The organism is Enterobacter sp. CGMCC 5087 (assembly GCF_003144775.1).
GTDB classification, from domain to species: Bacteria; Pseudomonadota; Gammaproteobacteria; order Enterobacterales; family Enterobacteriaceae; genus Enterobacter; species Enterobacter cloacae_M.
In genome coordinates, this window is sequence record NZ_QFXN01000309.1 from 1 (window position 1) to 21086 (window position 21086).

26 protein-coding genes are annotated in these 21086 nt (G+C 54.5%); 6 read left to right on the forward strand and 20 right to left on the reverse strand.

Going from position 1 to position 21086, the window contains the following annotated elements; translation table 11 throughout:
• The 13 genes from DEO48_RS25105 to DEO48_RS25165 form a co-directional block, all read right to left on the reverse strand.
• On the reverse strand, positions 1-1670 hold a 1670-nt coding region (locus tag DEO48_RS25105; RefSeq protein ID WP_109846605.1), incomplete at its 3' end, for a hypothetical protein.
• Positions 1660-1851 (reverse strand): lytic transglycosylase, encoded by a 192-nt coding sequence (locus DEO48_RS27290; RefSeq protein ID WP_375232177.1) that lies wholly within the window; start codon positions 1849-1851, stop codon positions 1660-1662. The genes DEO48_RS25105 and DEO48_RS27290, both read right to left, overlap by 11 nt.
• Positions 1848-2339 (reverse strand): phage tail assembly chaperone, encoded by a 492-nt coding sequence (locus DEO48_RS25115; RefSeq protein ID WP_109846607.1) that lies wholly within the window; start codon positions 2337-2339, stop codon positions 1848-1850. Before DEO48_RS25115 ends, DEO48_RS27290 begins: the two co-directional genes overlap by 4 nt.
• Before the next feature lie 3 nt (positions 2340-2342).
• The gene (locus DEO48_RS25120; RefSeq protein WP_109846608.1) at positions 2343-2786 is read right to left on the reverse strand and encodes a phage protein; all 444 of its coding nucleotides are present in this window, start codon (positions 2784-2786) and stop codon (positions 2343-2345) included.
• 11 nt (positions 2787-2797) lie between these two features.
• Positions 2798-4279, reverse strand: a complete 1482-nt coding sequence (locus DEO48_RS25125) for a DUF3383 domain-containing protein (RefSeq protein ID WP_109846609.1) — start codon at positions 4277-4279, stop codon at positions 2798-2800.
• Between the two features lie 3 nt (positions 4280-4282).
• Positions 4283-4846: a hypothetical protein gene (locus DEO48_RS25130; protein ID WP_109846610.1), complete on the reverse strand. Its 564-nt coding sequence runs from the start codon at positions 4844-4846 to the stop codon at positions 4283-4285.
• A complete protein-coding gene (locus DEO48_RS25135) occupies positions 4839-5243 on the reverse strand; it encodes a head-tail adaptor (RefSeq protein ID WP_109846611.1) in 405 nt (134 codons plus the stop codon). Before DEO48_RS25135 ends, DEO48_RS25130 begins: the two co-directional genes overlap by 8 nt.
• Positions 5243-5755 carry a hypothetical protein gene (locus DEO48_RS25140; RefSeq protein WP_109846612.1) on the reverse strand — a complete coding sequence of 171 codons (513 nt, stop codon included), beginning with the start codon at positions 5753-5755 and terminating at the stop codon, positions 5243-5245. Before DEO48_RS25140 ends, DEO48_RS25135 begins: the two co-directional genes overlap by 1 nt.
• On the reverse strand, positions 5755-6162 hold the full coding sequence (locus DEO48_RS25145) for a DUF4054 domain-containing protein (protein ID WP_109846613.1): 408 nt from the start codon (positions 6160-6162) through the stop codon (positions 5755-5757). Before DEO48_RS25145 ends, DEO48_RS25140 begins: the two co-directional genes overlap by 1 nt.
• Positions 6131-6595: a hypothetical protein gene (locus DEO48_RS25150; protein WP_109846614.1), complete on the reverse strand. Its 465-nt coding sequence runs from the start codon at positions 6593-6595 to the stop codon at positions 6131-6133. Before DEO48_RS25150 ends, DEO48_RS25145 begins: the two co-directional genes overlap by 32 nt.
• A gap of 41 nt (positions 6596-6636) precedes the next feature.
• Entirely contained in the window at positions 6637-7584 is a 948-nt protein-coding gene (locus tag DEO48_RS25155) for a major capsid family protein (RefSeq protein WP_109846643.1), read from the reverse strand.
• A 20-nt stretch (positions 7585-7604) separates the two neighbouring features.
• Positions 7605-8108, reverse strand: coding sequence for a hypothetical protein (locus tag DEO48_RS25160; protein ID WP_109846615.1), 504 nt, complete (start codon positions 8106-8108; stop codon positions 7605-7607).
• 11 nt (positions 8109-8119) lie between these two features.
• Positions 8120-9370 (reverse strand): DUF2213 domain-containing protein, encoded by a 1251-nt coding sequence (locus DEO48_RS25165; RefSeq protein ID WP_109846616.1) that lies wholly within the window; start codon positions 9368-9370, stop codon positions 8120-8122.
• A gap of 138 nt (positions 9371-9508) precedes the next feature.
• Between DEO48_RS25165 and DEO48_RS25170 the strand changes: the two genes are divergently transcribed.
• Entirely contained in the window at positions 9509-10171 is a 663-nt protein-coding gene (locus DEO48_RS25170) for a recombinase family protein (RefSeq protein WP_109846617.1), read from the forward strand.
• On the opposite strand, the gene DEO48_RS25175 is transcribed toward DEO48_RS25170, so the two are convergent.
• The 7 genes from DEO48_RS25175 to DEO48_RS26640 form a co-directional block, all read right to left on the reverse strand.
• A complete protein-coding gene (locus DEO48_RS25175; RefSeq protein ID WP_109846644.1) occupies positions 10122-10655 on the reverse strand; it encodes a phage minor head protein in 534 nt (177 codons plus the stop codon). The two genes, DEO48_RS25170 and DEO48_RS25175, sit on opposite strands and share 50 nt — an antisense overlap.
• A 70-nt stretch (positions 10656-10725) precedes the next feature.
• Complete coding sequence (locus DEO48_RS25180; RefSeq protein ID WP_109846618.1) at positions 10726-12195, reverse strand: DUF1073 domain-containing protein; 1470 nt, start codon at positions 12193-12195, stop codon at positions 10726-10728.
• 73 nt (positions 12196-12268) lie between these two features.
• Positions 12269-13891, reverse strand: coding sequence for a TerL protein (locus tag DEO48_RS25185; protein WP_109846619.1), 1623 nt, complete (start codon positions 13889-13891; stop codon positions 12269-12271).
• Between the two features lie 231 nt (positions 13892-14122).
• Entirely contained in the window at positions 14123-14824 is a 702-nt protein-coding gene (locus DEO48_RS25190) for a hypothetical protein (protein WP_109846620.1), read from the reverse strand.
• A 242-nt stretch (positions 14825-15066) separates the two neighbouring features.
• Positions 15067-16113: a tyrosine-type recombinase/integrase gene (locus DEO48_RS25195; protein ID WP_219933022.1), complete on the reverse strand. Its 1047-nt coding sequence runs from the start codon at positions 16111-16113 to the stop codon at positions 15067-15069.
• Between the two features lie 14 nt (positions 16114-16127).
• Positions 16128-16307, reverse strand: coding sequence for a hypothetical protein (locus DEO48_RS25200; protein WP_109846622.1), 180 nt, complete (start codon positions 16305-16307; stop codon positions 16128-16130).
• A 7-nt stretch (positions 16308-16314) separates the two neighbouring features.
• A complete protein-coding gene (locus DEO48_RS26640; protein ID WP_146198339.1) occupies positions 16315-16569 on the reverse strand; it encodes a hypothetical protein in 255 nt (84 codons plus the stop codon).
• A 664-nt stretch (positions 16570-17233) separates the two neighbouring features.
• Between DEO48_RS26640 and DEO48_RS26870 the strand changes: the two genes are divergently transcribed.
• From DEO48_RS26870 to DEO48_RS25225, 5 genes are all read left to right on the forward strand, one after another.
• Complete coding sequence (locus DEO48_RS26870) at positions 17234-17401, forward strand: hypothetical protein (RefSeq protein WP_181367060.1); 168 nt, start codon at positions 17234-17236, stop codon at positions 17399-17401.
• Between the two features lies 1 nt (position 17402).
• Positions 17403-17732, forward strand: coding sequence for a hypothetical protein (locus tag DEO48_RS25205; protein ID WP_109846623.1), 330 nt, complete (start codon positions 17403-17405; stop codon positions 17730-17732).
• A 339-nt stretch (positions 17733-18071) separates the two neighbouring features.
• Positions 18072-18938, forward strand: coding sequence for an incFII family plasmid replication initiator RepA (gene repA / locus DEO48_RS25210; RefSeq protein WP_109846624.1), 867 nt, complete (start codon positions 18072-18074; stop codon positions 18936-18938).
• 1005 nt (positions 18939-19943) lie between these two features.
• Positions 19944-20606, forward strand: coding sequence for a ParA family protein (locus DEO48_RS25220; protein WP_109846645.1), 663 nt, complete (start codon positions 19944-19946; stop codon positions 20604-20606).
• Between the two features lie 116 nt (positions 20607-20722).
• Positions 20723-21004, forward strand: a complete 282-nt coding sequence (locus DEO48_RS25225; RefSeq protein WP_109846625.1) for a CopG family transcriptional regulator — start codon at positions 20723-20725, stop codon at positions 21002-21004.
• Positions 21005-21086 lie beyond the last annotated feature (82 nt).

Genomic DNA, 21086 nt, shown 5'->3' on the forward strand with positions numbered 1-21086 from the left:
CCCGCCGGCGCCCACGTTTTGACGATATCCCACACCGTCTGCAGATGTTGCCCCGTTGTTTTGCCGGTGAAGTAGCGCATCAGCTGGTACTTCATTGCCTCCCATCCCTGGATGGCGGACGCAAATATCCTGAATCCCTGACCGCTGACGGGGCGCAGATTTCCCGGGTTGTTGTTAAGGTCAGGAAGGGCTCGCCGGTGTGCTGACTGGGCGTGCTGCTCCGGCTCTGACTGGTCATCAAGCGGAGGTAAACCGAGCCGGGCGCGTATCCATCGACCAACATCTCGAGGATCAAAGCCGGTGGCGTTTTTGATGCTGTCCGCCGCGCTGTTGGCGCTGTTGCTGACTTCCGGCATGGCGTCCGGCTGGTCGCCACCCTGAGACATCAGCTTTTTGCTGATGCTCAGCGCATCCTTCCAGCGCCCCTCATTGATGGCGTTGAGCAGGTCGGCAATCATTCCCAGCATCTTGCCGAACTCGCCCATCTGGGTCATGGCGTTGTCCATGTCCCATTTGAGTGACCATGATTTCGGGTCGATACCAAGGAGCATTAACACCTGGTTTTTCAGGTCGATAACAGTATCCCTGAGCTCTTTAATGTTCTTCTTCGCCTTATTGATATCGGGTTCCCACTTCCCCCAGTCAATCAGCGAGTTACCTCCTTCCTTCCACGTCTGGTAATCATCCCACAGCAGGAAGATGGCGGCGGCCAGCGCGGTGATGATGCCGATGGGAGAGCGCCAGAACTCCATGTTCAGCACCTTCAGCGCCACAGTCAGCGCGCCCAGCAGTTCGATAAACTCCTTCGTGGATTTATCCAGCGAGCCCCACCATTTCGAAAGCTGGTCGGCGCCATCGATGAGGCGATAAACCAGGTGCCCGACCATGTCGGCCAGCCACATAATGCCCTTCACGCCCCGTGTAATAACGGTCTCAATCTTCGGGAAGTTGTCCAGAAACTGCTTACGAAGCCGATCCAGAGACCCGGTCAGGCCGTCCGCCATATCGGCGCCGATTTTGTCCCGCGCCATGCCGGCCATCGTCCCGAAGGCTTTCAGGGATGTAATAAATTTGTTGGAGCTGACGGCCGCTTTGTCCGCATCAAAGCCGATCGCCTTCGCCATCTCGCTGTATTGCGCTCCGTACTGCCCCAGCCCGCGCCGCATCGCCATCAAGGTATTATCGTCAATCCCCAGCATCTGCGCGTACTGACGGGCCCGGTAGAACGGCATACTGTTGAGCTTCTGTCCCGCTTCGGTAAAGATGGTCGCCATATCCCGCATATTGCCTTTGGCGTCACGGGTCTGGATACCCAGGCGGTTCATGAACCCTTCGGCGCCGGGATTGTTGCGCATAAACGCCGCCATGCCCTCCAGAGAGGCTTTTGCCGCGTCAGCGCTGCCGCCTGCCTGCGAAACGGCATAGCTGAGCCTCTGGAGGCCCGCCACCGTTGCACCGGTACGCTGTGAGACCTGGTAGAGCTGGTCGAGGCCCACCGCAATTTTGGCGGTATACGCCACCACGGAAAGCGCCACAGCTTCGATCGCAGCGCCGGCTTTCAGGGCATTCATGGTCACGCCGACCAGCGTGGCATCAAATTTCTTCTCGCCGGCGCTGTCCACCTCGAAGCCCAGCGAGACGAGAAACGACTTGATCACATCAGCGTTCATTGGCCGCTCTCCACTTGTCTATGCGGTACTGGTTATCCGCCTCCATGACCAGATAGTCATTCAGCAGCATGATACGGGCGAGATCTACCCGTCCGCTGTCGAGGTCTTTCTGGTCAATACGGAATTCGCGGGCTACCCGGAGGATTATTTCCTCCCCTCCGGGCAGAGTGTTGAAGGTTATGCCGCTGGCAGGTCTGCTGTCGGGATTGTAGGGAGTGCGGGCAAAAAATTTCCCAGCGAATCGGCGACCACCCGCGCCACAAGCCCCAGCATGATGAACAGGTCGATATCGTCAAACATGAGCTGTCCGCTGGTAAATATCGGTGTCCAGCCCTTCATATGCTGTCGGGATACCACGGCCAGACAGGGATGAATGATCGCGTTGGTATCCTCTTCACTGAGGCCAGACAGCACATCAGCAATACGCGGAAGCATCTTCTCCAGAGCCGGGGAAATAGCATCCAGATTGATACGCGGTTGCGCTCCTCCCTCCTGTTCCGGATTGTCGGTGCCGGCGAGGAACATTTCCGCTGGCAGGAGTGCACGTATGCTACCCAGGTCTGACAGCACGCTCGCCAGCACCGGCAAGAGCTTACGTGATACCTTCAGCTGGTCGAAGACGCTCAGTTTTTCCGCGCGGTAGCTGTGGCCCTTGATTTGAAATTCCATCCGTTAAAACTCCCCGAGTACCTGGTCGATTTTGCCGCAGTCAAAGACCCACGCCTGTGTGTTGCCGTCTTTGGCGTTGGTGTTATCCGGCTGTTTCTGGAATGCCACGCTGCGCGCGGTGGTGATATCGCCTGAGGCTTTGTTACGGACAACAATCACGTTATTGCCCCAGGTGGCAGAGGACTGGCTCTGCAGGTTGTACATCACCGACAGTTTTTTATTGACCGGTGATGTCTTCTGCAGGTTGACCGTGATCGTGCCGCTCTTGTCGGCGTGCAGGCTGTGCATCACCTCGCCGCCAGCACCGATGGACATGGTGTTTTTGGCGCCGCCCATGGCGATGACGATCCCCTCTTCGGAGTTGGCTGACCCCATACCCAGATCAATGGCGCCCCCCACCCCGGTGATGGACGCGCTGACGTCCACAAAGCTATAAGCTGTTCCCATATTATTTTTCCTTACCGAACCACGTTAACGAGCACATCAGCAAAATGAATGGCGCCGGCCAGCTTACAGGCCACCTGAATCGGTACCGCTTTACGGGCCTCACGGTCAGACTGTGCCTGAGTATCAATTGAGTCCATCCAGACGTAATAACCTTTCGTCAGCATGTCGCCCGGGGACAAATGACCAAGGGGTTTGCCGTTCCACACCCCAGGAGCAATCAGCCCGTTGTCCACGGCCTGATCCATAGAGGCCTCAACGTTCGCCAGCAGTCGGGTATTGCCCGCGTCAGTCTGCGGCACCTTGGTTGTACTGGTGTAGAGCAGGTTGTACAGGTTGATCTGCAGGAAGTTCTGCAGCCAGTCGAGACCGTGGCGCTCATCGATAAAATCGCCGTTGGCCATCACGCCTTCCTGAATGATGGCGGTGCCGTTGTTGTAGTTCACGAACACGTTGCAGTTTTTGGCCTTCAGGGCTTTAGCCTGCGTTGAGGTCAGGAACTCCGCCGTGATGCCCGGCTCCTGCTTGAACTTCAGGGTGATGGTGGTGTTATTGCCGTTAAAGTTGACGCTGAATGCACGTCCCATCAGTGACGCAGCCGCGTACGCATCAGTGCCGGAATACTGCGTCAGGCTTCGCCCCAGTTTTGCAGAGGAGAGCGTGGCCGCAATATCTTTCGTGCTCTGCGGGTCGATCGCCTCACCATCCTGCACGGTATAGCCAAAGATGCGCGACGGGCTCTGCGCCTCGATGAGTTTTGCAACGGCCACCGCGTCGGCCAGCTCAACGTCTGTATCTGCCAGCGTCAGCCCGTACCACTTAGCGGAAAACTCCGCCATCAGCGCCACGCAGTCGGTCAGCGATTCCGCCGGCAGGCCTGCGGCCGTTTTCGCTCCATCATCCTGAGTAAGGAGCATCAGCGCCGACAGGTCGGTGCCGGACGTATTTGCCTGCGCGAAACTGACTGCAGATGTTGCGCCGGTGGTTTTTGACGTCACCACAAAGCGGCCAGCAGATGCGTCCCACACCACTGTTGCGGTCGGCAGCTTGTCCGCCACCCTGGCTGCCACACCGTTAAGGTTGCTTTCTGCGGCGAACGTCACACCGGTTATGGTCTTCAGCGTGCCGTCGACGGTGATTTTCATGGCGCCATCGGTCACGACGGTAAACAGAGCCATGTCCTGCTGGGCCTGCGTCAGAATGCCGCCCTGCAGCTCGCCGGCGGCAGCGTCTTTCACCCATCGCCCGACATACAGGTCTTTGGGTTGTGGTGACTGCGAGTAGTAGCGCTGTGCGGCCTGGGTCTCCGGCGCCTCAGTGCCAAAGTCAGCCTCAACCGCGTCAAAAGAGGTATACGTCCGCATACGCTCCAGCGGGGAAATCACGTCGCTGCTGCCGAGCACCAGAAGCGAACCGAAGTTACGCATCTGCGCAGCACGCGGCGCCATGAGGATGTCGACTTCAACGACATCAGATACAGGTAAACCCTGCGGCATAGGTTAATCTCCTGAAAGGATGACCGGAATGTCGGTCGATGATTTGGTTACCAGCGATTTGATGTTGTATGTGCGTACAAGCTTGCGTGACAGCGTCACTGTCAGGTCGTAACGCCTTACCCACTGGTTGTTGATAATCTCCGGGACGTTAAACAGCGTGCCGGCATCGTTCAGGCTCAGCCCGGAGCGCCGCTTCAGCTCGGTAGCGTTCTGCTCAACAAAGAGGCCAGCGCGAAAAAGAGAGGCAAGCGCGGCACCTTCCGGACCGTAAAAACAGCAAATCACAGTCACCTTTTCCCACGTCCATTGCTCCGACCGGTCATCAGAAATCTGAACGTCTGCCGGGTTAAGGTTTGGCTGTTGCTGGGTGATACCGAAAGCGCACCAGGTGGTGCCTGCAGGTGGAATTTTGTGTTGCGGGTCAGTCCAGCGCGGATAGACCCGTTTCACATCGATGCCGGTGACGCCGCAGATCCATTCGCTGATATGAATCTCCAGCGGCTTGTCATTGGCTGGTCCGGCACCTTCCGGAGTGAGATACCCCGGAGCTGTGCTGTCGTTACTCAATGAATGTCCCCCCGTCCATGTTCATCAGCTCACAGTGAGCCTGAACGAAGCCGGCGCCGTAACGGGTGTACTGGTCGACAAATGTCACCCGGTAATCCCGACCGCAGTACGTCACAATATCGGCGTCCAGTTCGGGATCTGTTCCCGCTGCGACCTGCCCCTGCGTCAGCCTGAATCGCGTTACGATGAGAATGGCGCCCGTCGTGTTCTGACCTGCAGCCATACGTTTCGCTTCGAGTGAGCGGTCGACGGTTACCGTTCCGGAAAACGGGATATCAACCGGGGTGTTGACCGGATAATTGTGCGCATCGATTGTCTGCACCTGCCGGTGACAGACCAGCGACGTATCGCAAAAATCCGGGTCGTCCAGAATGTCGTCAACGTCGAGGTCCGGCATTATTTTTTCCTCACCACATAGTTAATGGACCCAAGCAGTTTGCCGGTGGCGTAGAGAGGCTTGTCGCCAGGAATAGGCGGCTTTGACGTTCTGCGCCGCTCGAGCGTGGCTTCTGAAAGCGGGTGAAGGCGATCGCCGGCGCCGATCACCGCTTTGGATGCATCACGGGCAATCTGGCCGGCACTCTCCAGCTCCCGCATCGCCGCTTCCTGCTTACCGTCCAGCGCAGCCACGGCTGCAGCTTTAAGGTGAGCCGTGGTTCGGGGTTTTGAATCCTCGATCCCCATCTCCAGAAACGGCCGGGGCGGCAGCGTGACGGTCTCACCGTCGATTTCCACTGTCGCCCCGGTTGATTGCAGATAGCCCAGTTCCGCGTTGCTCATCGGTGAACCATCATCCCGCGCGGCTTTGTTCTCAGGGATGCCAACCAGCACGTCCATACCTGACAGCTGGCGAAGGGATGCCAGTACGTCGGCGGCCTTGTCCGCCGTCACCTTCACGCCGCTTTTCATCAGAGTTGCCTCCCGCCCATGCCAAACATGGACCACCAGTAATAGAACTCGCGTCCGTAGTTGGTGTTGTTCCAGAATCCCGCATCCGGATCGATAATTCCGGAGACGTCGTAGCTGGCGCTGACCTTATCGATGCTCTTTGAGCTCAGAACGCCAGCGCTACGACTGCTGTTAACCACCCCATTTTTACCGGCGCTGTTTATTCGCCCGCTCATCTCCGTGTAATGGGCGGTGAACAGCTCCACCAGGTCAACAAAGTCAGAGCCGAACACATTCTGGTCGAGCTGTCGGTCTGCTCTGTTGAGGTAGCGGGTTATTGTGGCGTCGGGGTAAATGGCGGTGTCGTCAAACTCGGGGTAGTCAGCGCGAAACTGCTCAACTGTCGGAAGCTTGCTGTTTCTTGTCATCTTTCTTTTCCCCTTCCGGTTTGTCGGTCCGGGATTTGCTCCCGTCGTCAGTTTCGGTTGCGGGTTTTTCCAGCTCAGCGATACGGGCCATGAGCGCCTCGTTGTCAGCTGCCAGACTTTCCAGTTCGGTGACGCGAGCTTTGAGCTGGTCGATATTGACCACCTGCTCCGCAATCTCCACCTCTTTCTCGTCCAGCAGTGCGTCTTTGGCCTTCAGTTGCTCCTGCAGCTGCTTAATCTGCTTTTTTGCTGCTGTAGTACCTTTCTGATCAGCGACATCCTGCTTACTGGTATCCACCCGCTCCGCATAGGAAGCAAAGGCCCAGTGATTTTTCACATTTGCCGGAAAGTCGTCATGCATGCCGGCAACGAGATCGAATGAGCTGCCGTCAGCCAGGCGCAGCGTGGCCGCTGTTTTCACAATAAAAGTCATATTGGATTCTCCGGATGGCGGGAGCCGCCATCCTGCAGGGGTCAGGAGACCGGGATATCGAGATAGGAGATGGTGTTGGAGTAAGGCGTTTCCACCTGGCCCAGCTTGCCGTAATACACGGTAGACTGCTGCAGGCCGCGATATTCAATCGGCGTATTCAGCAGGGGAACGACCGGGAAGCGGACATACTGCTCATCCTGCGTATAGGCAATCAGACGATGAGCACCGGCAGCGCCGCGCTTCGAAGCCCATTTCATGGAGACAATATTCAGCGGCTCGCCGTTCTCCTGGTAGGCGATACAGTTAATCTTGATGTATTCCAGAAGGGAGATATTCCCTGCAGAGGAGACCTTCTTGCTGGCGCACAGGCCAAAGAGTTCGGGGGCCATTCCCACTTTTGACGGACAGATGGCATAGCCCGAGCGCACCCACGCATCAGACAGTACCAGGTTAATATCCTGAACAATCACATCAGGGTCGGTGGTGGCGGTCCATGCTGCCGGCGCAGCGACAGGTTTAACGGAAGGCAGGTTCAGCAGTCCGGGAACGTCAATCTCTGTATCACCGATGTACGCCTGTTCGTCGGCGTCCATGTTCCATTTGAGTTTCAGACCTTCATATTTCTGCTCATCGATGGGGCGTCCCGCTTTCTGTGCTGCCATCAACTCAAAGATGGTGTAGCTGAGCTGATGGGCCCAGATGCTCAGTTCGTTACGCGTTGGGGTGTTAACGACGTTAATATCCGCAATCGCCGTTCCCTTTTTTCCCATCCAGTTTTTACCGGCCGGGTTCGCGCCTCCCACGCTGGAGAAATCGGTGTTGATGAATGACGACACTTCGTCTTCGATGGAAATATCACTGCGGAACGGAAGGTCTCGCGTGTATTTGTACGACACCAGAGGTGTGTTGAGCCTCTGGTCCATGCGCTCCAGTTCACCGATAAGGAAAATACCGGTACTCTGAATGGCCGCAGAATCAATGGTCTGGATTAGTTTTGACATAATTTTCCCTAGATGTTGTACGCGATTTCAACCGTGCCATTTGCCTGACCAGGACCCATAACCTCCGCAATCACCAGTTGTGGCGTGTTTGTGGCGGTGGCATCAGGCGTTAAGAGAAACGATCCTATCGGGCTGGCATCTGTTCCATCCGCTACGCGGACGTAAACCGGATCGCCTTTTTTCGCGGCTGTCGCATCGCCGGCCGTAGCCTGCACGCAGATGTATCCGCGCTTCAGGTTATCTGCGGTCTGGTTAGCTTTGACGCCGATGTAGGCAAGGTCTGCAAAAGAGGTGATGGGGTAGGGACGAACAAGGATCCCTTTCACCAGGCTGATATCGTCACCGTCTTCGAGCGGGACGAGTTTATTGTTGTCGTACTTCCCGGCCATCCCGTAGGCCAAAAACTGGTTTGTATAGTCGAGGGTGACCGGTTCGATGGTTAAATCCTGCGAGCGGGTGACGCCGCCGGCGATACCCATCGGCATGTTATATAAATAGGCAGAACCTGGCATGATACTGCTCCTTATTTGCGGTTGTTCCAGAACTCGGCGTTCTGCTTGTTGAGGTCGGCAATCGTCGTGGGACGTTCGTTCCGGCCGTCGGTGGTTTTACGCGGGAGAATGTTGTTTTTTACGCGTCCGATTTCTACTGCAGCAGTGAACGCCGCATCCACGGTGGCTTTTGGTGCCGTAGTGAAATCCTGCACCTTAAAGACCTTCAGACTGTCGCTGGTTTTGATGGCATGATTCAGGATCTGGCGCTTCAGCCCCTTATTGCCGTTGGGCTTAAAGCCAGGACAGATGATTTCACCGTCGGCGATAATGCCCTGCCGGTAGATGGAATCAGTGGTGACTCGTTCATCTTCCTCCTCGTCTTCTGCATCGGTGGTGGGATTGCCACCCTGCTGGTCTTCCGGTTTCTGCCCCTTGATGGCGGCAATCTCCGCCATGATGTTTTTCATAAATTCTGTCGCCCACGCCGGGATTTCACCTTCATCAGTGGTTTTCTCGGGATTCGGGGGGATCACCTCAGCTGCAGGTGGAGACTGCGCCGGGATATTAATGTTGATGGTCGGTAAGCCGCTGGCATCGTCCAGCGAGAGGTTTTCCGCCTCATTCGCCAGTTCGTCGAGACCTGCGGAATCCTTTGTGCGGATGGCTTTCACTACCCGCTGAAGAAATGTCTGTTTCATCTTCTTTCCTTTGGTTGCGGGGATGGAATCCCCAAAAGCACAAACACGGCCACCTCTCGCCTCGCCGGTTCTTAGCCCGACGGCGAGATGATTGCCGGTGATGTCGTACTGTTCGCCGTTGCCCGGGGAGGTCTGCCGGTATTTCGCGGTGTAGCCACCGCTGACTTCTTTCCGGCCCATGTTGATCGCGTTGAGGGCTTCCTGGCGTTTCACCATGACGTCGGCAATCATGAAATCCGAAAGCTCACCCTCCCCGCGCCTGACGTTCTGAACGTGGCCGTGCCCCAGTTCGGCATAGTTCGACGGATTGACGAAAAGGATCTCTCCGTTTTCGTCTTCCGGGTGACCCAGGGTGACTGCCACTCCTTCGAAACTCGCCATCGTCGCCGGCGAAAAGACCTCCTCCTCTGTTCGTAAAATTTTGACGAATCCCTGAGCGTCTGTTTCCAGCCCAACATCCACATCATCTTTGTGATAGACCTGTTCGCCGGTCCGGGCGATCGGGACATCTTTAAACAGCACTGACCCGTCAGCCTGGAGAAAACGTGTCTCTCCGAGCTGGGTGGTAAAAAAATATTGCATGGACAGGGTCTCTTTGTCTGAAGTAGCTAATTAGGTTGGTCAATTTAATGGTGGCTAATTTAAATGCTGAATTGCATTTATTGGCCACCCGTGGCAATAATGGCTTTTTTGGCTATACCTGAAAGGGCTAATGAAAATATGAAAGTCGCACGCATCTATGAGCGAGTCAGTACAGATGAACAGGATTTGACCAGACAGGCATCACTTGAGAAATCAGCGATTGAAAACGGTTATTACATTGCCGGTATCTATCGGGAGAAAGCATCCGGGGCAAATGCGGACAGACCCGAGCTGCAGAGGATGATTGCGGACCTGCAACCGGGCGATGTCATCATCGCGGAGAGAATCGACCGCATCAGTCGTCTTCCCCTTCCTGAAGCCGAAAAGCTAATCGCTTCCATCCGGGCTAAAGGGGCCAAACTCGCCATACCAGGCATTGTGGATTTCAGTGAACTTGTGGCAACCAGCGACGGCTATTCACGTATCGTCCTGGAGTCCATGCAGGAGCTGCTGCTTAAGCTTGCCCTGCAGATGGCCCGCGATGATTACGAGACGCGTCGTGAACGTCAGTATCAGGGTATCCTGCTGGCGAAAAGTGCCGGCAAGTACAAAGGCCGCAAGGAAGATAAAAACATGCATCAGCGCATCATCGCGCTGCGCCAGTCAGGATCCACAATACATCAGACCGCCGCTATCGCTGGCTGTAGCATCAGCCAGGTGAAACGAATCTGGGCCATACATCAGGAGCAGATCAGAAACGAGGGCCCGGAATCTGAACATCCGGCCAGCATTTGCAGTTAGGCAAACATCCGGCATGGCCCGTCAGCGAGTCCAGCGTCGGCGGGTTGTCCCAGCGCACGAACTTATCTTTCATCCAGCGGTGAGAGTCACGGGTGCCGTAGCCCTCGATGCGCCAGAAGTATCCCTCTGAGCCGACGGCCAGCGCACGGGCCTGCGTGAGCGCACCGGTTGCCCTGCCTATCTCAGTACGGGCAATCATTTTTGCCCTGCCGGCAGCAACGTCGCCGGACTCCATAATCATGCTGTAGAGCTGCTCCGGCCGTTCGCCATTTATTACCGCCTCGATGGCGCGGCTCTGGATCTCCCGGACCCGGTCAGCGGCCTCCAGTGGTAAGGATTTCATCAGCTGAATCTGCCGGTACACAATATCCTGCGACACCTGCCCTATGGGGGTATTGCCCATCACATCACGCAGACCGTCAGAGATGTCATTAGAAACGGAGCGCCACATCTTCCACTCTTCTTCCTCCACCTGCAGGAACATCTTTTGCCCGACGTTTTCGGCCCAGCTGGTAATCACCTCCGAGTAATCAACCAGGGTGGAGGCAATGCTGTCAGCGCTGGCCTGTGAGCCATCGTAGGTTCCATCGACGATTCCCCCGATCTGATTTGCTATCAGCAAAAGGCTTTTGCGGTAACTGATTTCCGATCGGCGGCGGAGGGCTGGTTTCAGATTCATTCTCCTGCCACTGCTTTTTCTCATTATCAATATCCTCGTCGGTAATGGATCCACCGATGCCCGTCAGCTCCGACAGGTTCCGGATATCGGTCATGGCGGAATGCACGGGCAAAATACCCCGATCTGTCAATGTTGCGACCGCTGTCGCCACGTTATTCGCCAGCGTCGACCGGTCAGTATCGGATATCTCCCACAGCTTATTGAACGTGAAGGTAAAGTCCTCCGGAAGCGGGGTACCAAACAGCGAGCGGTGCGAGATATCCAGCAGCCAGCGAACCCGACGGCGCATCCGTCGCTCCTGCAGGGTATTGATCCGGCTGTAGTAGTTTTCGAGGTCCGTATCACCGGTGCTGAATCCGCCAGGAGACTGACCGAACAGGCGCACAAGGGGAATACCGGTAGCCCCTGAAACCTGTTCAGCAAAGCGGCAGAGCACGTCTGAAATACCCGCAAAGGTGTAAGTATGGGTCTCGAATTTATCCTTGATGTCCATAACGGTCATCCCCTCGATGGTCTGGAGCCGGCGGATCTCATCGAGGTGTTTATTCACGGCCATCTCAAGTTCGCCACCTTTGGCAAGGGCGTTACGATAACCCTCAATGCCGTAGGTTCTGAGGTGGGCTTTGTGGATTAGCTGCGTCACACCAGCGGTGGCGGTGTCAAACGCTTCGATGCGCTCAAAAATACGCTCCACGACAGACATTCCCCAGCCGTTTTCAATCTGTGCCTGGCGAGTAGGGAGTGTGTCACCCTCCATGCGTATCACTCGCGAGTAGTGGATTTTCCAGGGCGGAATTCCCTGTGCGCTGGACCCCACCTTGTAATACTTTGGCTTGCCGAAGTCCGGGCCGTAGTCCGTCACCAGATCGTTATAGCTCGGGGTGAGAGACCAGCGGTCAATGGACAACAGCCCCTTAAACTGGTCTAAGCCGATGGTATCTATATTTAGCTGGGTGCTCATGTCCTGCCCGTCAATCATCACGACGACGATGGCGCCGCCGTACAGGCGGGACCACTTCAGGCCATTGTTCAGCTCGTCCCAGATAGCGGCTTCATCCCACAGGTTATCAAGTTGACCCCGCTCCCCTGGCTTCATCCGGGATACGATGCTGATGCCCTTTCGGGTCATGTCGTCCGCGATGGCATCCACTGCAGCGCCAACCAGAAAAGAGGATCGGTACGCCATTTCCAGCAGGTTGCGGTTGCGGGTGGTGTAGTTGGCGATGTAGGTTCCGCCGGACTGGAGGTTATCTGTATTAGTCCCCAGTCTTGCTTGTGGGTTACTGTAGCCGTCGACAGTGCGAACGGCCTGTTTAGAACCGCGACGGCGATTTTTTCGGGACATAAGTTCTCCACATCGCCGGAGCTAGTCGCCGGCAATTAAATATTCAGGTTCTCGATACAGGGGGAACAGAGGGTTAAATTCTTTTGCTCAGCGCTTTCCAGATGCCTTCACCTTCGAGGTCCATTGGGGCAAAGCAGATCATGACGGAGTCGGCGAGGTTCGGGGACTTTGTCCCCTCAGGTTGCTTGTTGACGAGGATTTTACCCGCGCTGTTTTTTGACCACGTGGGTTGCGACAGCTCCATCAGAAGACGGTCTTTATTCGCCATCTCGCTGCTGATGGAGATGATTTCATCAGGGTCATAGGGCAGCCCCTTGAGTGCCCGGAAAGTGTTACGAAACAGCGTCCGAAGATGCCACCACCCCTGCGCTTTAGCATTGTAGAAAAAATCTTTGTTCAGGCGACCAGGCCTGCCACTGTCGCCTGAAATTGCTTCATCTTCCGGAGAGGACACTGCGCCGCTGCCGCGAAACGGGACGGCGGAGATAGTTCCCACCCTTTCGGCTTTACGCTGCTCGTTGATGATTCTGGCATCACCACGGGCGCCGGCGCCCAGACCATCCTCATCGAACCGGAATTCATCCAGGCCAAAATCATCGCAGTAGCCAAAAGCCTTCTCGACGGAAGCATAAATATCACTCCCCTTACCCGACCATTCCTTAACATCCTGCACCAGAAAGCCGTAGCGTGCGGTAAAGCTGTTTTTATCGATGCCCTCGTCGGCAATGTCCATCGCCCCAAGGCGTTCGCCGGTGGGTTCGATCCCCAGTTTGATATGCGCGTCGACAGCTGCCTGCACCCACTCGGAGGGAATGAGGATACCTTCCTGTGATGCCTGGTAGTTGAGGTCAAGCTCCTGCGCGATGATGACCGGGTCATCAATTCTCTCGCACTCCTTCTTGTACCACTCATCATCCTTACGTGGATCGCTTCGCCAGTGGAAGGTAAACACCGGGATTTTTCCGCCGTGGCGCTTTTTGGCAAACGGGTTATTCATGCCGTTGACCGAAGAGAGGTCTATGCGGCAGCGGGTGGTCTGTGACAGCGATGCGTCAATGAGCAACGGCCGCATGAGGAAGGCGGACTCATCTATCAGGTGAAGAGAGGTTCGATCGCCGCGTCCGATATTGTCGCCAGCCTCGCCAGTCATGACTGACCCGGTTTCAGGGAATTCAACCCGCATGTACGGCGCATTTTTTTTACTGTCCCAAGTGCCGCGAAATTCCACTGGCAGCATCTCGATGAATTTTCTTGCCTTCCAGAACAGTGCTCTGGGGTCGCCGGTGCTGTCGACGTACATCTCTTTGCGGGAGCCGAAACCTATCACCATCTCTTTGTTGAACAGGCACAGTGCACTGGCAAAGCCGACGGACGTCCAGCTGAGCCCCATCTCGCGGCTTTTATCGGTTATCCCGTTCTCGCGGTTCGCCATCCTGTCCATAATCCAGTGGATCCATTCCTCCTGCTTCGGGAACAGCAGAAACGGAATAGTGGTCGGCAGACCTATGACCGGATTTCGTGGATCCGTTGTCATTCCCCAATCGATGATGAACTGTGCCGGGTTGTGACGATAAAACCGGCGCAGTTGCGGCAGCACATCGCGGTTTTCTCTGATGCGTTTTAACCGTTCCGCCCGCCACTCGTACACCATGTTGTAATCAGGATTTTTGAAGTCAAAGGGGAACGGCAGCGGCATAGATAATTTCCTGAAAAACGGCCCGATTTAACATAATGACCGTTACACGCCCTGGCAAAAGTGGACTCATTACGTTAAACGGGTCAAAGGGTTATTTGTCGCGGTTTACTGCGGGGAAAGGGTGAAAATGGACTGCATAAAGCGTGCATAAAACAGGGCGGTTTTTGCATAGCGAAAATTTAACATCAGATCGCCATTTTATGCAGTTTTGTGGATCCATTCCGCCAGCTGTCAGCCCATGAACTTGCGGTAGGCGTCGGCGGCATCTTCCGGGCTCATGTCGGCAATCTCGGCCATCACCTTCGGCGGCAGGTCAATGACCTTCCCGACTTCCAGCATCAGCGTGCGGGGTACCGGCAGGCCGGAGGCCTCCAGCAGCTGCGCCACGTTGACGGCGGTAAACTCTTCCGATCGAGGGATAGAGAGAATGCGCTGCGCCTCGCGGGCCCTCCAGCTGGATGGCACCGGCAGACCCTCGATCTCGCACTCGTCGACGGCATCGAGATAGCTGATTTTTTCCGACCGTAGCCGGCGGGCAATATCACCCAGCGCCTTGCTGTGCTGGATCCCCTCTTCTTTTTTGTTGAATGCTTCGGTACCACCAAAGCCGGCTTTCAGGGCCATTGAGTAATCCTGCGCAGTGGGAGGCAGGATCCGGGTTTCTTTCACGTTCCCTTTGCCATTCTTGATGACCTCGACGCGGCCGTTGGTAATCAGGTTTTCTATACCATCATCCACCTTCTGGCTGATGCGCAGGTTAGGGTTAAGAATGGCTTGCTGAAACTCCGGGTACAATTTGCGCCACTTGGCGATGGTTTGCCGGTGGAAACGAAGTAGCGCTCCGATCCCCTTATCGGAACGGTCACCAGTACGGCGGATATAACCCTCAACGATAGGGATGAAGCGTTCATGAAATTCGTCCAATCTCGCCATGCGAAAACCTCTTCATTTTCGAGATCGTTCAAAGAATCAGCGAAATCGACCTTTTTTATTTTTAAATCAGATGGATATATCGAATTAATCGACACAAAATTTTCGTGTCGATTAATTCCGGGTCCGCTCAGGCGCGGTGCGGGTTGAGAGTGTGTCGATTAATTTTTTGGGCCAAATGTTCAAAAATTGCGAGAAAACGCCGCAGAAGCTGGATCCGGTGCGATCTGGTACAAAATGGATCACTACCCCAAATCAAACTCCAGAAAACACCTGTGCTCACTCGCATTAAACAGGTGAAAATACGTCTTCATCGTCACCGCCGGCGACGAGTGATCCAGCCATTTACTTATCTGCTCCAGCGGAATGCCTCGCTCCGCCCACGTCGATACCGCAAAATGCCTCAGCGAGTGAAAATCCTTCCCCTCCGCCGTCATCCCCACACCACCAAAAGCCTCCTTCAGCACGCCCCGACGAAACGACGCCACGCTCGCATAGTGCCCGCCACCCTTTTTCTCAAACACATATCTGCCGGCGCGCGGTACCGCAGACAGCAAACGGTGAAGCTCTGCCGTGACCGGAAGCACTGACCGACGGCCATACTTCAGACCCGGCTGGATACCCGCCTCCGTCAGGTGGCTGTCGGTCACCAGCGTGTCGCCCCGGATGTTGTCAAAGCGCAGTGCGGCCACTTCAGAAATGCGCAGCCCGCAGGCCGCGCCCAGATACACGGCCAGACGTAAACGTGGATCCCCTTTAAAGGCCATCAGCGCCCTTACCTGCTCGCGTGTGGCGAACTTTTCCGGCGCCACGCCGCCGCTGTAATGCACCACAGAGCGTGCCACTCTGCAGGGGTTACGGGTACACATGCCGACTTCGATCGCCAGCGCATACGCGCGACGCAGGAAAAGACGGTGGTTATAGGTCGTTATCCCGGACAGGTCTGGCGCAGATACCTGCCTGATATCCGGTGAATCCCGGCGCCAGCGTTCCCGCAGCTTTTCGAAGTTGTAGCGCTGGCCGCGAAAGTAGGAAGGGGAAATACGGTTCAGCGCCACGTCGTCGCAGAGGCGGCCGAAGTAGAACTCCAGCAATACCTTCAGCGTTATCTCCCGCTTACGGCCGACGGCGGTCTCGCTGGCGTTTTCCCAGGCGAATCGCTCGCGCAGATAGAATTCGCGATATGCGTCGCAGGCATCTGCAAATTCTGACGTTCTGGAGCCGCCGGCACCCTGCCAGCGTACCCGGTAGCGTTTTTTACCCGGTCGTCCGGTGTCGATAAGTTGGGTCACGGCACCTTCTCCGTTCAGTTCGCGGGCGGAATGTTGCTGTTACCCTCCTGAATCCTGCACATCACCACTTCCCGGCCATTGACCACCACGCTGGTCACGCTCATCGGGGCCGTAGACGTGATCTGCACACCGACGTAACGCTGCGTCACGCAGCCGGTCAGCAGACACGAGAATGCCGCACATAACATCAGCATTCGCATATTACTGAACTCTGCAGGTGTGGCTTGGTCCCGTATTGGTGTCGATACAGGCCGATCCATTGGGATAGGTCAGCACTACGGTATTGCCTGGCTGAACCTCGGCATTGGTGAGGCTCTGACCCTGTGCGCCGGTGGCGCGGGTATAAGAAACGGCAGAGCAGGAAACAGCCAGCGCAGCAGCTGCAAACAGCAGCACGCCCCTGCAGATCCGCCATGCTACAACCCGGCCCCGGTGGTTCGGGGGTGATTTGTACATCGCTTGTCCTTCTGTGAGTGGTTTTAGCCTGCTGCCGCAGATGCAGCAGCAGGGTGAAAACACTGTTAATACTTCATGGGATCGCTCTCCTCTGGTTAAAACAGCAGCCTGCAACGCCAGTGTTGCCGGTTCACGCAGGTTATCCCTCTCAGGCCTGGCTAATCTTCGCCACCAGCGGATCGCGCCAGTGGGTACATCGCATTTGTGCGTACGGGTCTAAACGTCGCGGACTGCTGGTAATCATGACCAGATTGTTAAAGAGCGGTTAAATGGGGGTCTTTTTTTAACGGTAGGAGCGATTGTGGTTGGCAGTCAACTGTCTGTTTTTTATTGAAATTTCATGGGTGGGTTGCAAATTGATGCAGTGACAATATTTTTTGGCGGGGCTAAAAAAGTAGCAAATTGCTAGCATCGGACTCATAGAAAAATGCTAGCAATTTGCTACTTTTTTTATTTTTCTTGGTTTGAATAAAAAAGCGCGATGTTAACTATTTTTTTTCATTTTTGGTTTTCTTCTGCCTGTTTTCTGGTCATTTTTTTGTTTTGATTTTGTGATGATTATCACGATTTTGATTTAATTGTGCGGGGTGACCAGAGCGGAAATTAACGTTTTAAAGGAAAAATGTTAATCGATAGTTGAAACAGACCTTTCTGGAGTACGGGAATGAAAACTACTGCCGCCAAGGAATCAGGGGTTGCCCTTAATTTCAACGTAAGCAAAGAGTTCAGGAGGGAATTTAAGCTGTATGCGGTGTTGAATAATCTGAAGCAAAAAGAGGTGCTGGAGCTGGCATTCGCCGCACTGAAGTTACAGCCACGGAGTGATAGATAATATGCCAACCTTTGCTGAATTGATGGATCGTGACGATACAACCCCGGAACAGCTTCGCGAAGCTTTGAGGAGGCAGCGAGAGCGGCAGGAAAACACATGGCGAAAAAAACGACAGGAAAAATTATCCTACTCAGAAAAGCCCCCCGATGCTGATGCAACCAAATTAATATCTGGGCGCAAAAAGAAAAAAGAATCGAGCGGGGAGCAATTAAATATCCGGCTGAACAACGCTCAACAGGAAGTATTAGGGAAGCTGACCGATAAGCTGGGTATTTCAAAGAGTGGTGTCATGAAGGTGGCATTGATGGCACTAAACCAGCAGTACAAATAAGATTTACCGGATAATGCTTCCTTAAAGATCATATCTTTACGTTGTAGATACCAAAATATTTAGTGAAGCTGGAGCTGATCCCTAAAAAAGGTAAGGAAAAATTTTTCGCCAGTTGCGGAAAGGTAAATTGGTGGTTATAGTGCCGAAATTGGTTGTGCGCGGATCATTCCGCAAGGAAAGGGTTTAACAGCCCTTAAAATGCAAAAACCCCCCGACTCCATTATTCGACTTGGCAGACGGTTCTGGAATCAGGGGGTCAAAAGCAGGCGCAGCGCCTGGGAAGAGTATAACGCATGGAAATCACAAAACAACACCGATCTGCCATAAGCGCAGGATCGGGTGCCTGAGAAGACTCCTGAATCGTACTGCCATTACCGGCAGGTCAAAAACCCTAATCCAGAATTCACGCCCCGCGAAGGGAAGAAGACGCTGCCGTTTTGCCGCAAACTGATGGCGAAGGCGGAGGGTTTCACGTCACGCTTCGATTTCTCCGTACACGTGGCGTTTGCGCGCTCCCTCGGCAAGCGTAAGCGTATGCCGCCGGTGTTGCGTCGTCGTGCCATCGATGCACTGCTGCAGGGGCTGTGTTTCCATTACGATCCGCTGGCCAACCGGGTACAGCGCTCCATCACGAACCTGGCCATCGAGTGCGGGCTGGCCACTGAATCAAAGAGCGGTAACCTCGCCATTACCCGCGCCACCCGTGCGCTGAAGTTTTTAGCGGAGCTAGGGCTTATCACCTATGACACGGAATACGATCCGCTGATTGGCTGCAATATACCGACCGATATCACCTTCACTACGGCGCTGTTCCGTGCACTGGATATGTCCGAGGTGGCCGTGCTGGCCGCCCGACGCAGTCGCGTGGAGTGGGAGAACCAGCAGCGCAAAAAACAGGGTCTGGAATCGCTGGGGATGGATGAGCTGATCGCAAAGGCCTGGCGCTTCGTGCGTGAGCGTTTCCGGGTATACCAGTCGGAACGCAAGGCTCACGGCCTGAAACGTGCCAGGGCGAAGCGTGATGCGGACAGAACCCGTAATGACATTCGCACGCTGGTGAAGCAGCAGCTGACGCGAGAGATAGCAGAAGGGCGATTCTGCCGCGATCAAACTGCTGTTTTTAACGAGGTTGAGCGGCGCGTGAAGGAGCGCATGCTGATGTCGAGGGGCAACAACTACACCCGTCTGACGACGGTTCCCATATAGAGTTTCTGGATGATATATCCGGCTGACGCCGGAGGGCTGCTGCTGCCTGACATTTCCTCCTGTTTATTTATTAACCACCGCAACCCCTATTTCCCCCGTATTTCTGCGTAACCTGTCCGGAGATATCTCCCTGATGACCACGAAGGTGGTCGATTTTTCACCAGATATCCCTTATCCCCATTTAACTGCAAGGGAAGTTTCCACAGGGTTACATTCGATATGCTTAATAAGCGCCTGTCGGCAAGCCTTCATGGTGCGTGGATCCCTTTAAACCTCTGCTCTGTACTTCTTTTAAAACCCTATTTATTAATTCATTTAAATAAATAACCTGTTCACCGCCTGCCCTGTGGACAGGCTGAGAAAATGCCCGCCCTTGCAGCGGACTGTGTCCGCGCCGGTTCGGAAACAACATAAGCACCTCCCACCGCCATGCGGCGGGCCCCCGATCCAGAAGGTTTGCCACTACGTCCCCTAACCCACCACTGAAAAGCGCCGCCGCCCCCGGCCTTTGGCCGGGGAACACCATCGCTTTTAATGATGGATGTTGTAACTAGGGTTTTGCGTCGCTGTGAGTGGTATTGCTGAAAGTATTGAATAACACGCCCGTAAGCGGCCCTCACGGCCCGCTAACGCGGAGATACGCCCCGACTGCGGCTTCGCCTTGTCGTGACCACTCCGACGGCGCACAGACGCTTCTACAGCGTTTTTAGCGGGTATGGCTTAGCAGGGTGAAGGGCGGTATGGCAGAACCTATCAATCCGTTACCGGCTTCGCCGGGCTTCGGCACCCCTCACCTGCAGCGTCATGTTCAACATCAGCTGGCGCCTTTTTCACAGCCTGTAAAGACGATTTTATCTTTACATTATCTTTACATTATCTTTACTATGTAAATTCACTATTGTCTTTATTGCGTCTTTACATTTATGCGGTTATCATCCATAAAGATGATGTAAAGATAAGAGTGTCTTTAACTATGCTTTACAATGTAAAATAATGGGTGAGGTTATGGGAAAGATTTTAGTTGTCGCTTCAGACAAAGGTGGAGTAGGGAAAAGCACCTACACTGCGAATACGGCCTCAATGGCCGTGAACAAAGGCTTATCCGCAATTATCCTCAAAGCAGATAAGAACAACGACCTTATCAGCTGGAACGGAAAACGTCAGGCTAATGGCCTCCTCCCTGTTCCAGTTCATGAAGCATATGGTGACATCAGTGGCGAAATTACTCGCCTGAGTAAGTTATGCGATCTGCTGATTGTCGACTGCCCAGGACATGACAGCCCGGAGTTTCGTAGTGCGCTGACAGTTTCGGATATTCTGGTCACGCTGGTGAAACCATCCTCTGATTTTGAAAGCGAAACGTTAATGACCGTTACTGAGAAAGTCCGTATCGCTCAGAAGTCGAATCCAAAGCTCACCCCGTGGGTGTTGTTAACTCGTATTAACTCCTCGAGACCGCGCCACAGGAACGCGGCGATCGAGCTCGATAAAATCTTGCGGTCAAACGAGATATGGATTCAGCCACTCAAGAGCCGCCTATCGGAAATCGATGTTTTCGAGGTTGCCTGTAATGAGGGGGCTGGGGTTCACGATGTCAGCCGTGCATCCAGTCTCTCAGCTGCAAAAGCTCAGATTGAGCTGGTAGCCCAGGAAATCGGGATTATTTGACCGACATGACCAGTAAGCCGATGCTCGCGTTATCTGTTTGTTTTGTGCTTTACCATGTAAAGACTTTGTAATGATGATATAATCTTTACATCGTATATACATGAAGGGTTGGCGACATGGCTTTAAAACTTAACGTTCCGACTATTCCAGACGGTGATAAGCCGGCTACAAACACAGAAACAGCTCGCTTTATCGCCGGGGCGATAAAGAAACAGGGTCCCAAGACTAAGCTGGTTAACTTCAGGATTACAGAGCGATATGACAGTATTTTAGATACGGAGGCTGCAAGAACGGGAATGAGCAGAACTTCTGTTTTAAAGGCTGCTCTGGCGGCTTATGAGAACCTGGACGAAAACCAGAAAAATTACTGGTTACTTGAATCAGCCAAAAACGCGTAATACACGCGCTTTATATTGTAAAGATGGAGTTGTAAAGCAAGTGTAAAGAGTTGATATTTGCAAGTGAGTTGTAACAGACGCC

What these genes read in the sequence shown, in the direction of transcription:
- DEO48_RS25115 (WP_109846607.1), bottom strand. Translation starts at nt 2,339, where the DNA reads ATGGAATTTCAAATCAAGGGCCACAGCTACCGCGCGGAAAAACTGAGC.
- DEO48_RS25120 (WP_109846608.1), bottom strand. Translation starts at nt 2,786, where the DNA reads ATGGGAACAGCTTATAGCTTTGTGGACGTCAGCGCGTCCATCACCGGG.
- DEO48_RS25125 (WP_109846609.1), bottom strand. Translation starts at nt 4,279, where the DNA reads ATGCCGCAGGGTTTACCTGTATCTGATGTCGTTGAAGTCGACATCCTC.
- DEO48_RS25135 (WP_109846611.1), bottom strand. Translation starts at nt 5,243, where the DNA reads ATGCCGGACCTCGACGTTGACGACATTCTGGACGACCCGGATTTTTGC.
- DEO48_RS25140 (WP_109846612.1), bottom strand. Translation starts at nt 5,755, where the DNA reads ATGAAAAGCGGCGTGAAGGTGACGGCGGACAAGGCCGCCGACGTACTG.
- DEO48_RS25145 (WP_109846613.1), bottom strand. Translation starts at nt 6,162, where the DNA reads ATGACAAGAAACAGCAAGCTTCCGACAGTTGAGCAGTTTCGCGCTGAC.
- DEO48_RS25150 (WP_109846614.1), bottom strand. Translation starts at nt 6,595, where the DNA reads ATGACTTTTATTGTGAAAACAGCGGCCACGCTGCGCCTGGCTGACGGC.
- DEO48_RS25160 (WP_109846615.1), bottom strand. Translation starts at nt 8,108, where the DNA reads ATGCCAGGTTCTGCCTATTTATATAACATGCCGATGGGTATCGCCGGC.
- DEO48_RS25165 (WP_109846616.1), bottom strand. Translation starts at nt 9,370, where the DNA reads ATGCAATATTTTTTTACCACCCAGCTCGGAGAGACACGTTTTCTCCAG.
- DEO48_RS25170 (WP_109846617.1), top strand. Translation starts at nt 9,509, where the DNA reads ATGAAAGTCGCACGCATCTATGAGCGAGTCAGTACAGATGAACAGGAT.
- DEO48_RS25175 (WP_109846644.1), bottom strand. Translation starts at nt 10,655, where the DNA reads ATGTTCCTGCAGGTGGAGGAAGAAGAGTGGAAGATGTGGCGCTCCGTT.
- DEO48_RS25180 (WP_109846618.1), bottom strand. Translation starts at nt 12,195, where the DNA reads ATGTCCCGAAAAAATCGCCGTCGCGGTTCTAAACAGGCCGTTCGCACT.
- DEO48_RS25185 (WP_109846619.1), bottom strand. Translation starts at nt 13,891, where the DNA reads ATGCCGCTGCCGTTCCCCTTTGACTTCAAAAATCCTGATTACAACATG.
- DEO48_RS25190 (WP_109846620.1), bottom strand. Translation starts at nt 14,824, where the DNA reads ATGGCGAGATTGGACGAATTTCATGAACGCTTCATCCCTATCGTTGAG.
- DEO48_RS25200 (WP_109846622.1), bottom strand. Translation starts at nt 16,307, where the DNA reads ATGCTGATGTTATGTGCGGCATTCTCGTGTCTGCTGACCGGCTGCGTG.
- DEO48_RS26640 (WP_146198339.1), bottom strand. Translation starts at nt 16,569, where the DNA reads ATGTACAAATCACCCCCGAACCACCGGGGCCGGGTTGTAGCATGGCGG.
- DEO48_RS26870 (WP_181367060.1), top strand. Translation starts at nt 17,234, where the DNA reads ATGAAAACTACTGCCGCCAAGGAATCAGGGGTTGCCCTTAATTTCAAC.
- DEO48_RS25205 (WP_109846623.1), top strand. Translation starts at nt 17,403, where the DNA reads ATGCCAACCTTTGCTGAATTGATGGATCGTGACGATACAACCCCGGAA.
- DEO48_RS25220 (WP_109846645.1), top strand. Translation starts at nt 19,944, where the DNA reads ATGGGAAAGATTTTAGTTGTCGCTTCAGACAAAGGTGGAGTAGGGAAA.
- DEO48_RS25225 (WP_109846625.1), top strand. Translation starts at nt 20,723, where the DNA reads ATGGCTTTAAAACTTAACGTTCCGACTATTCCAGACGGTGATAAGCCG.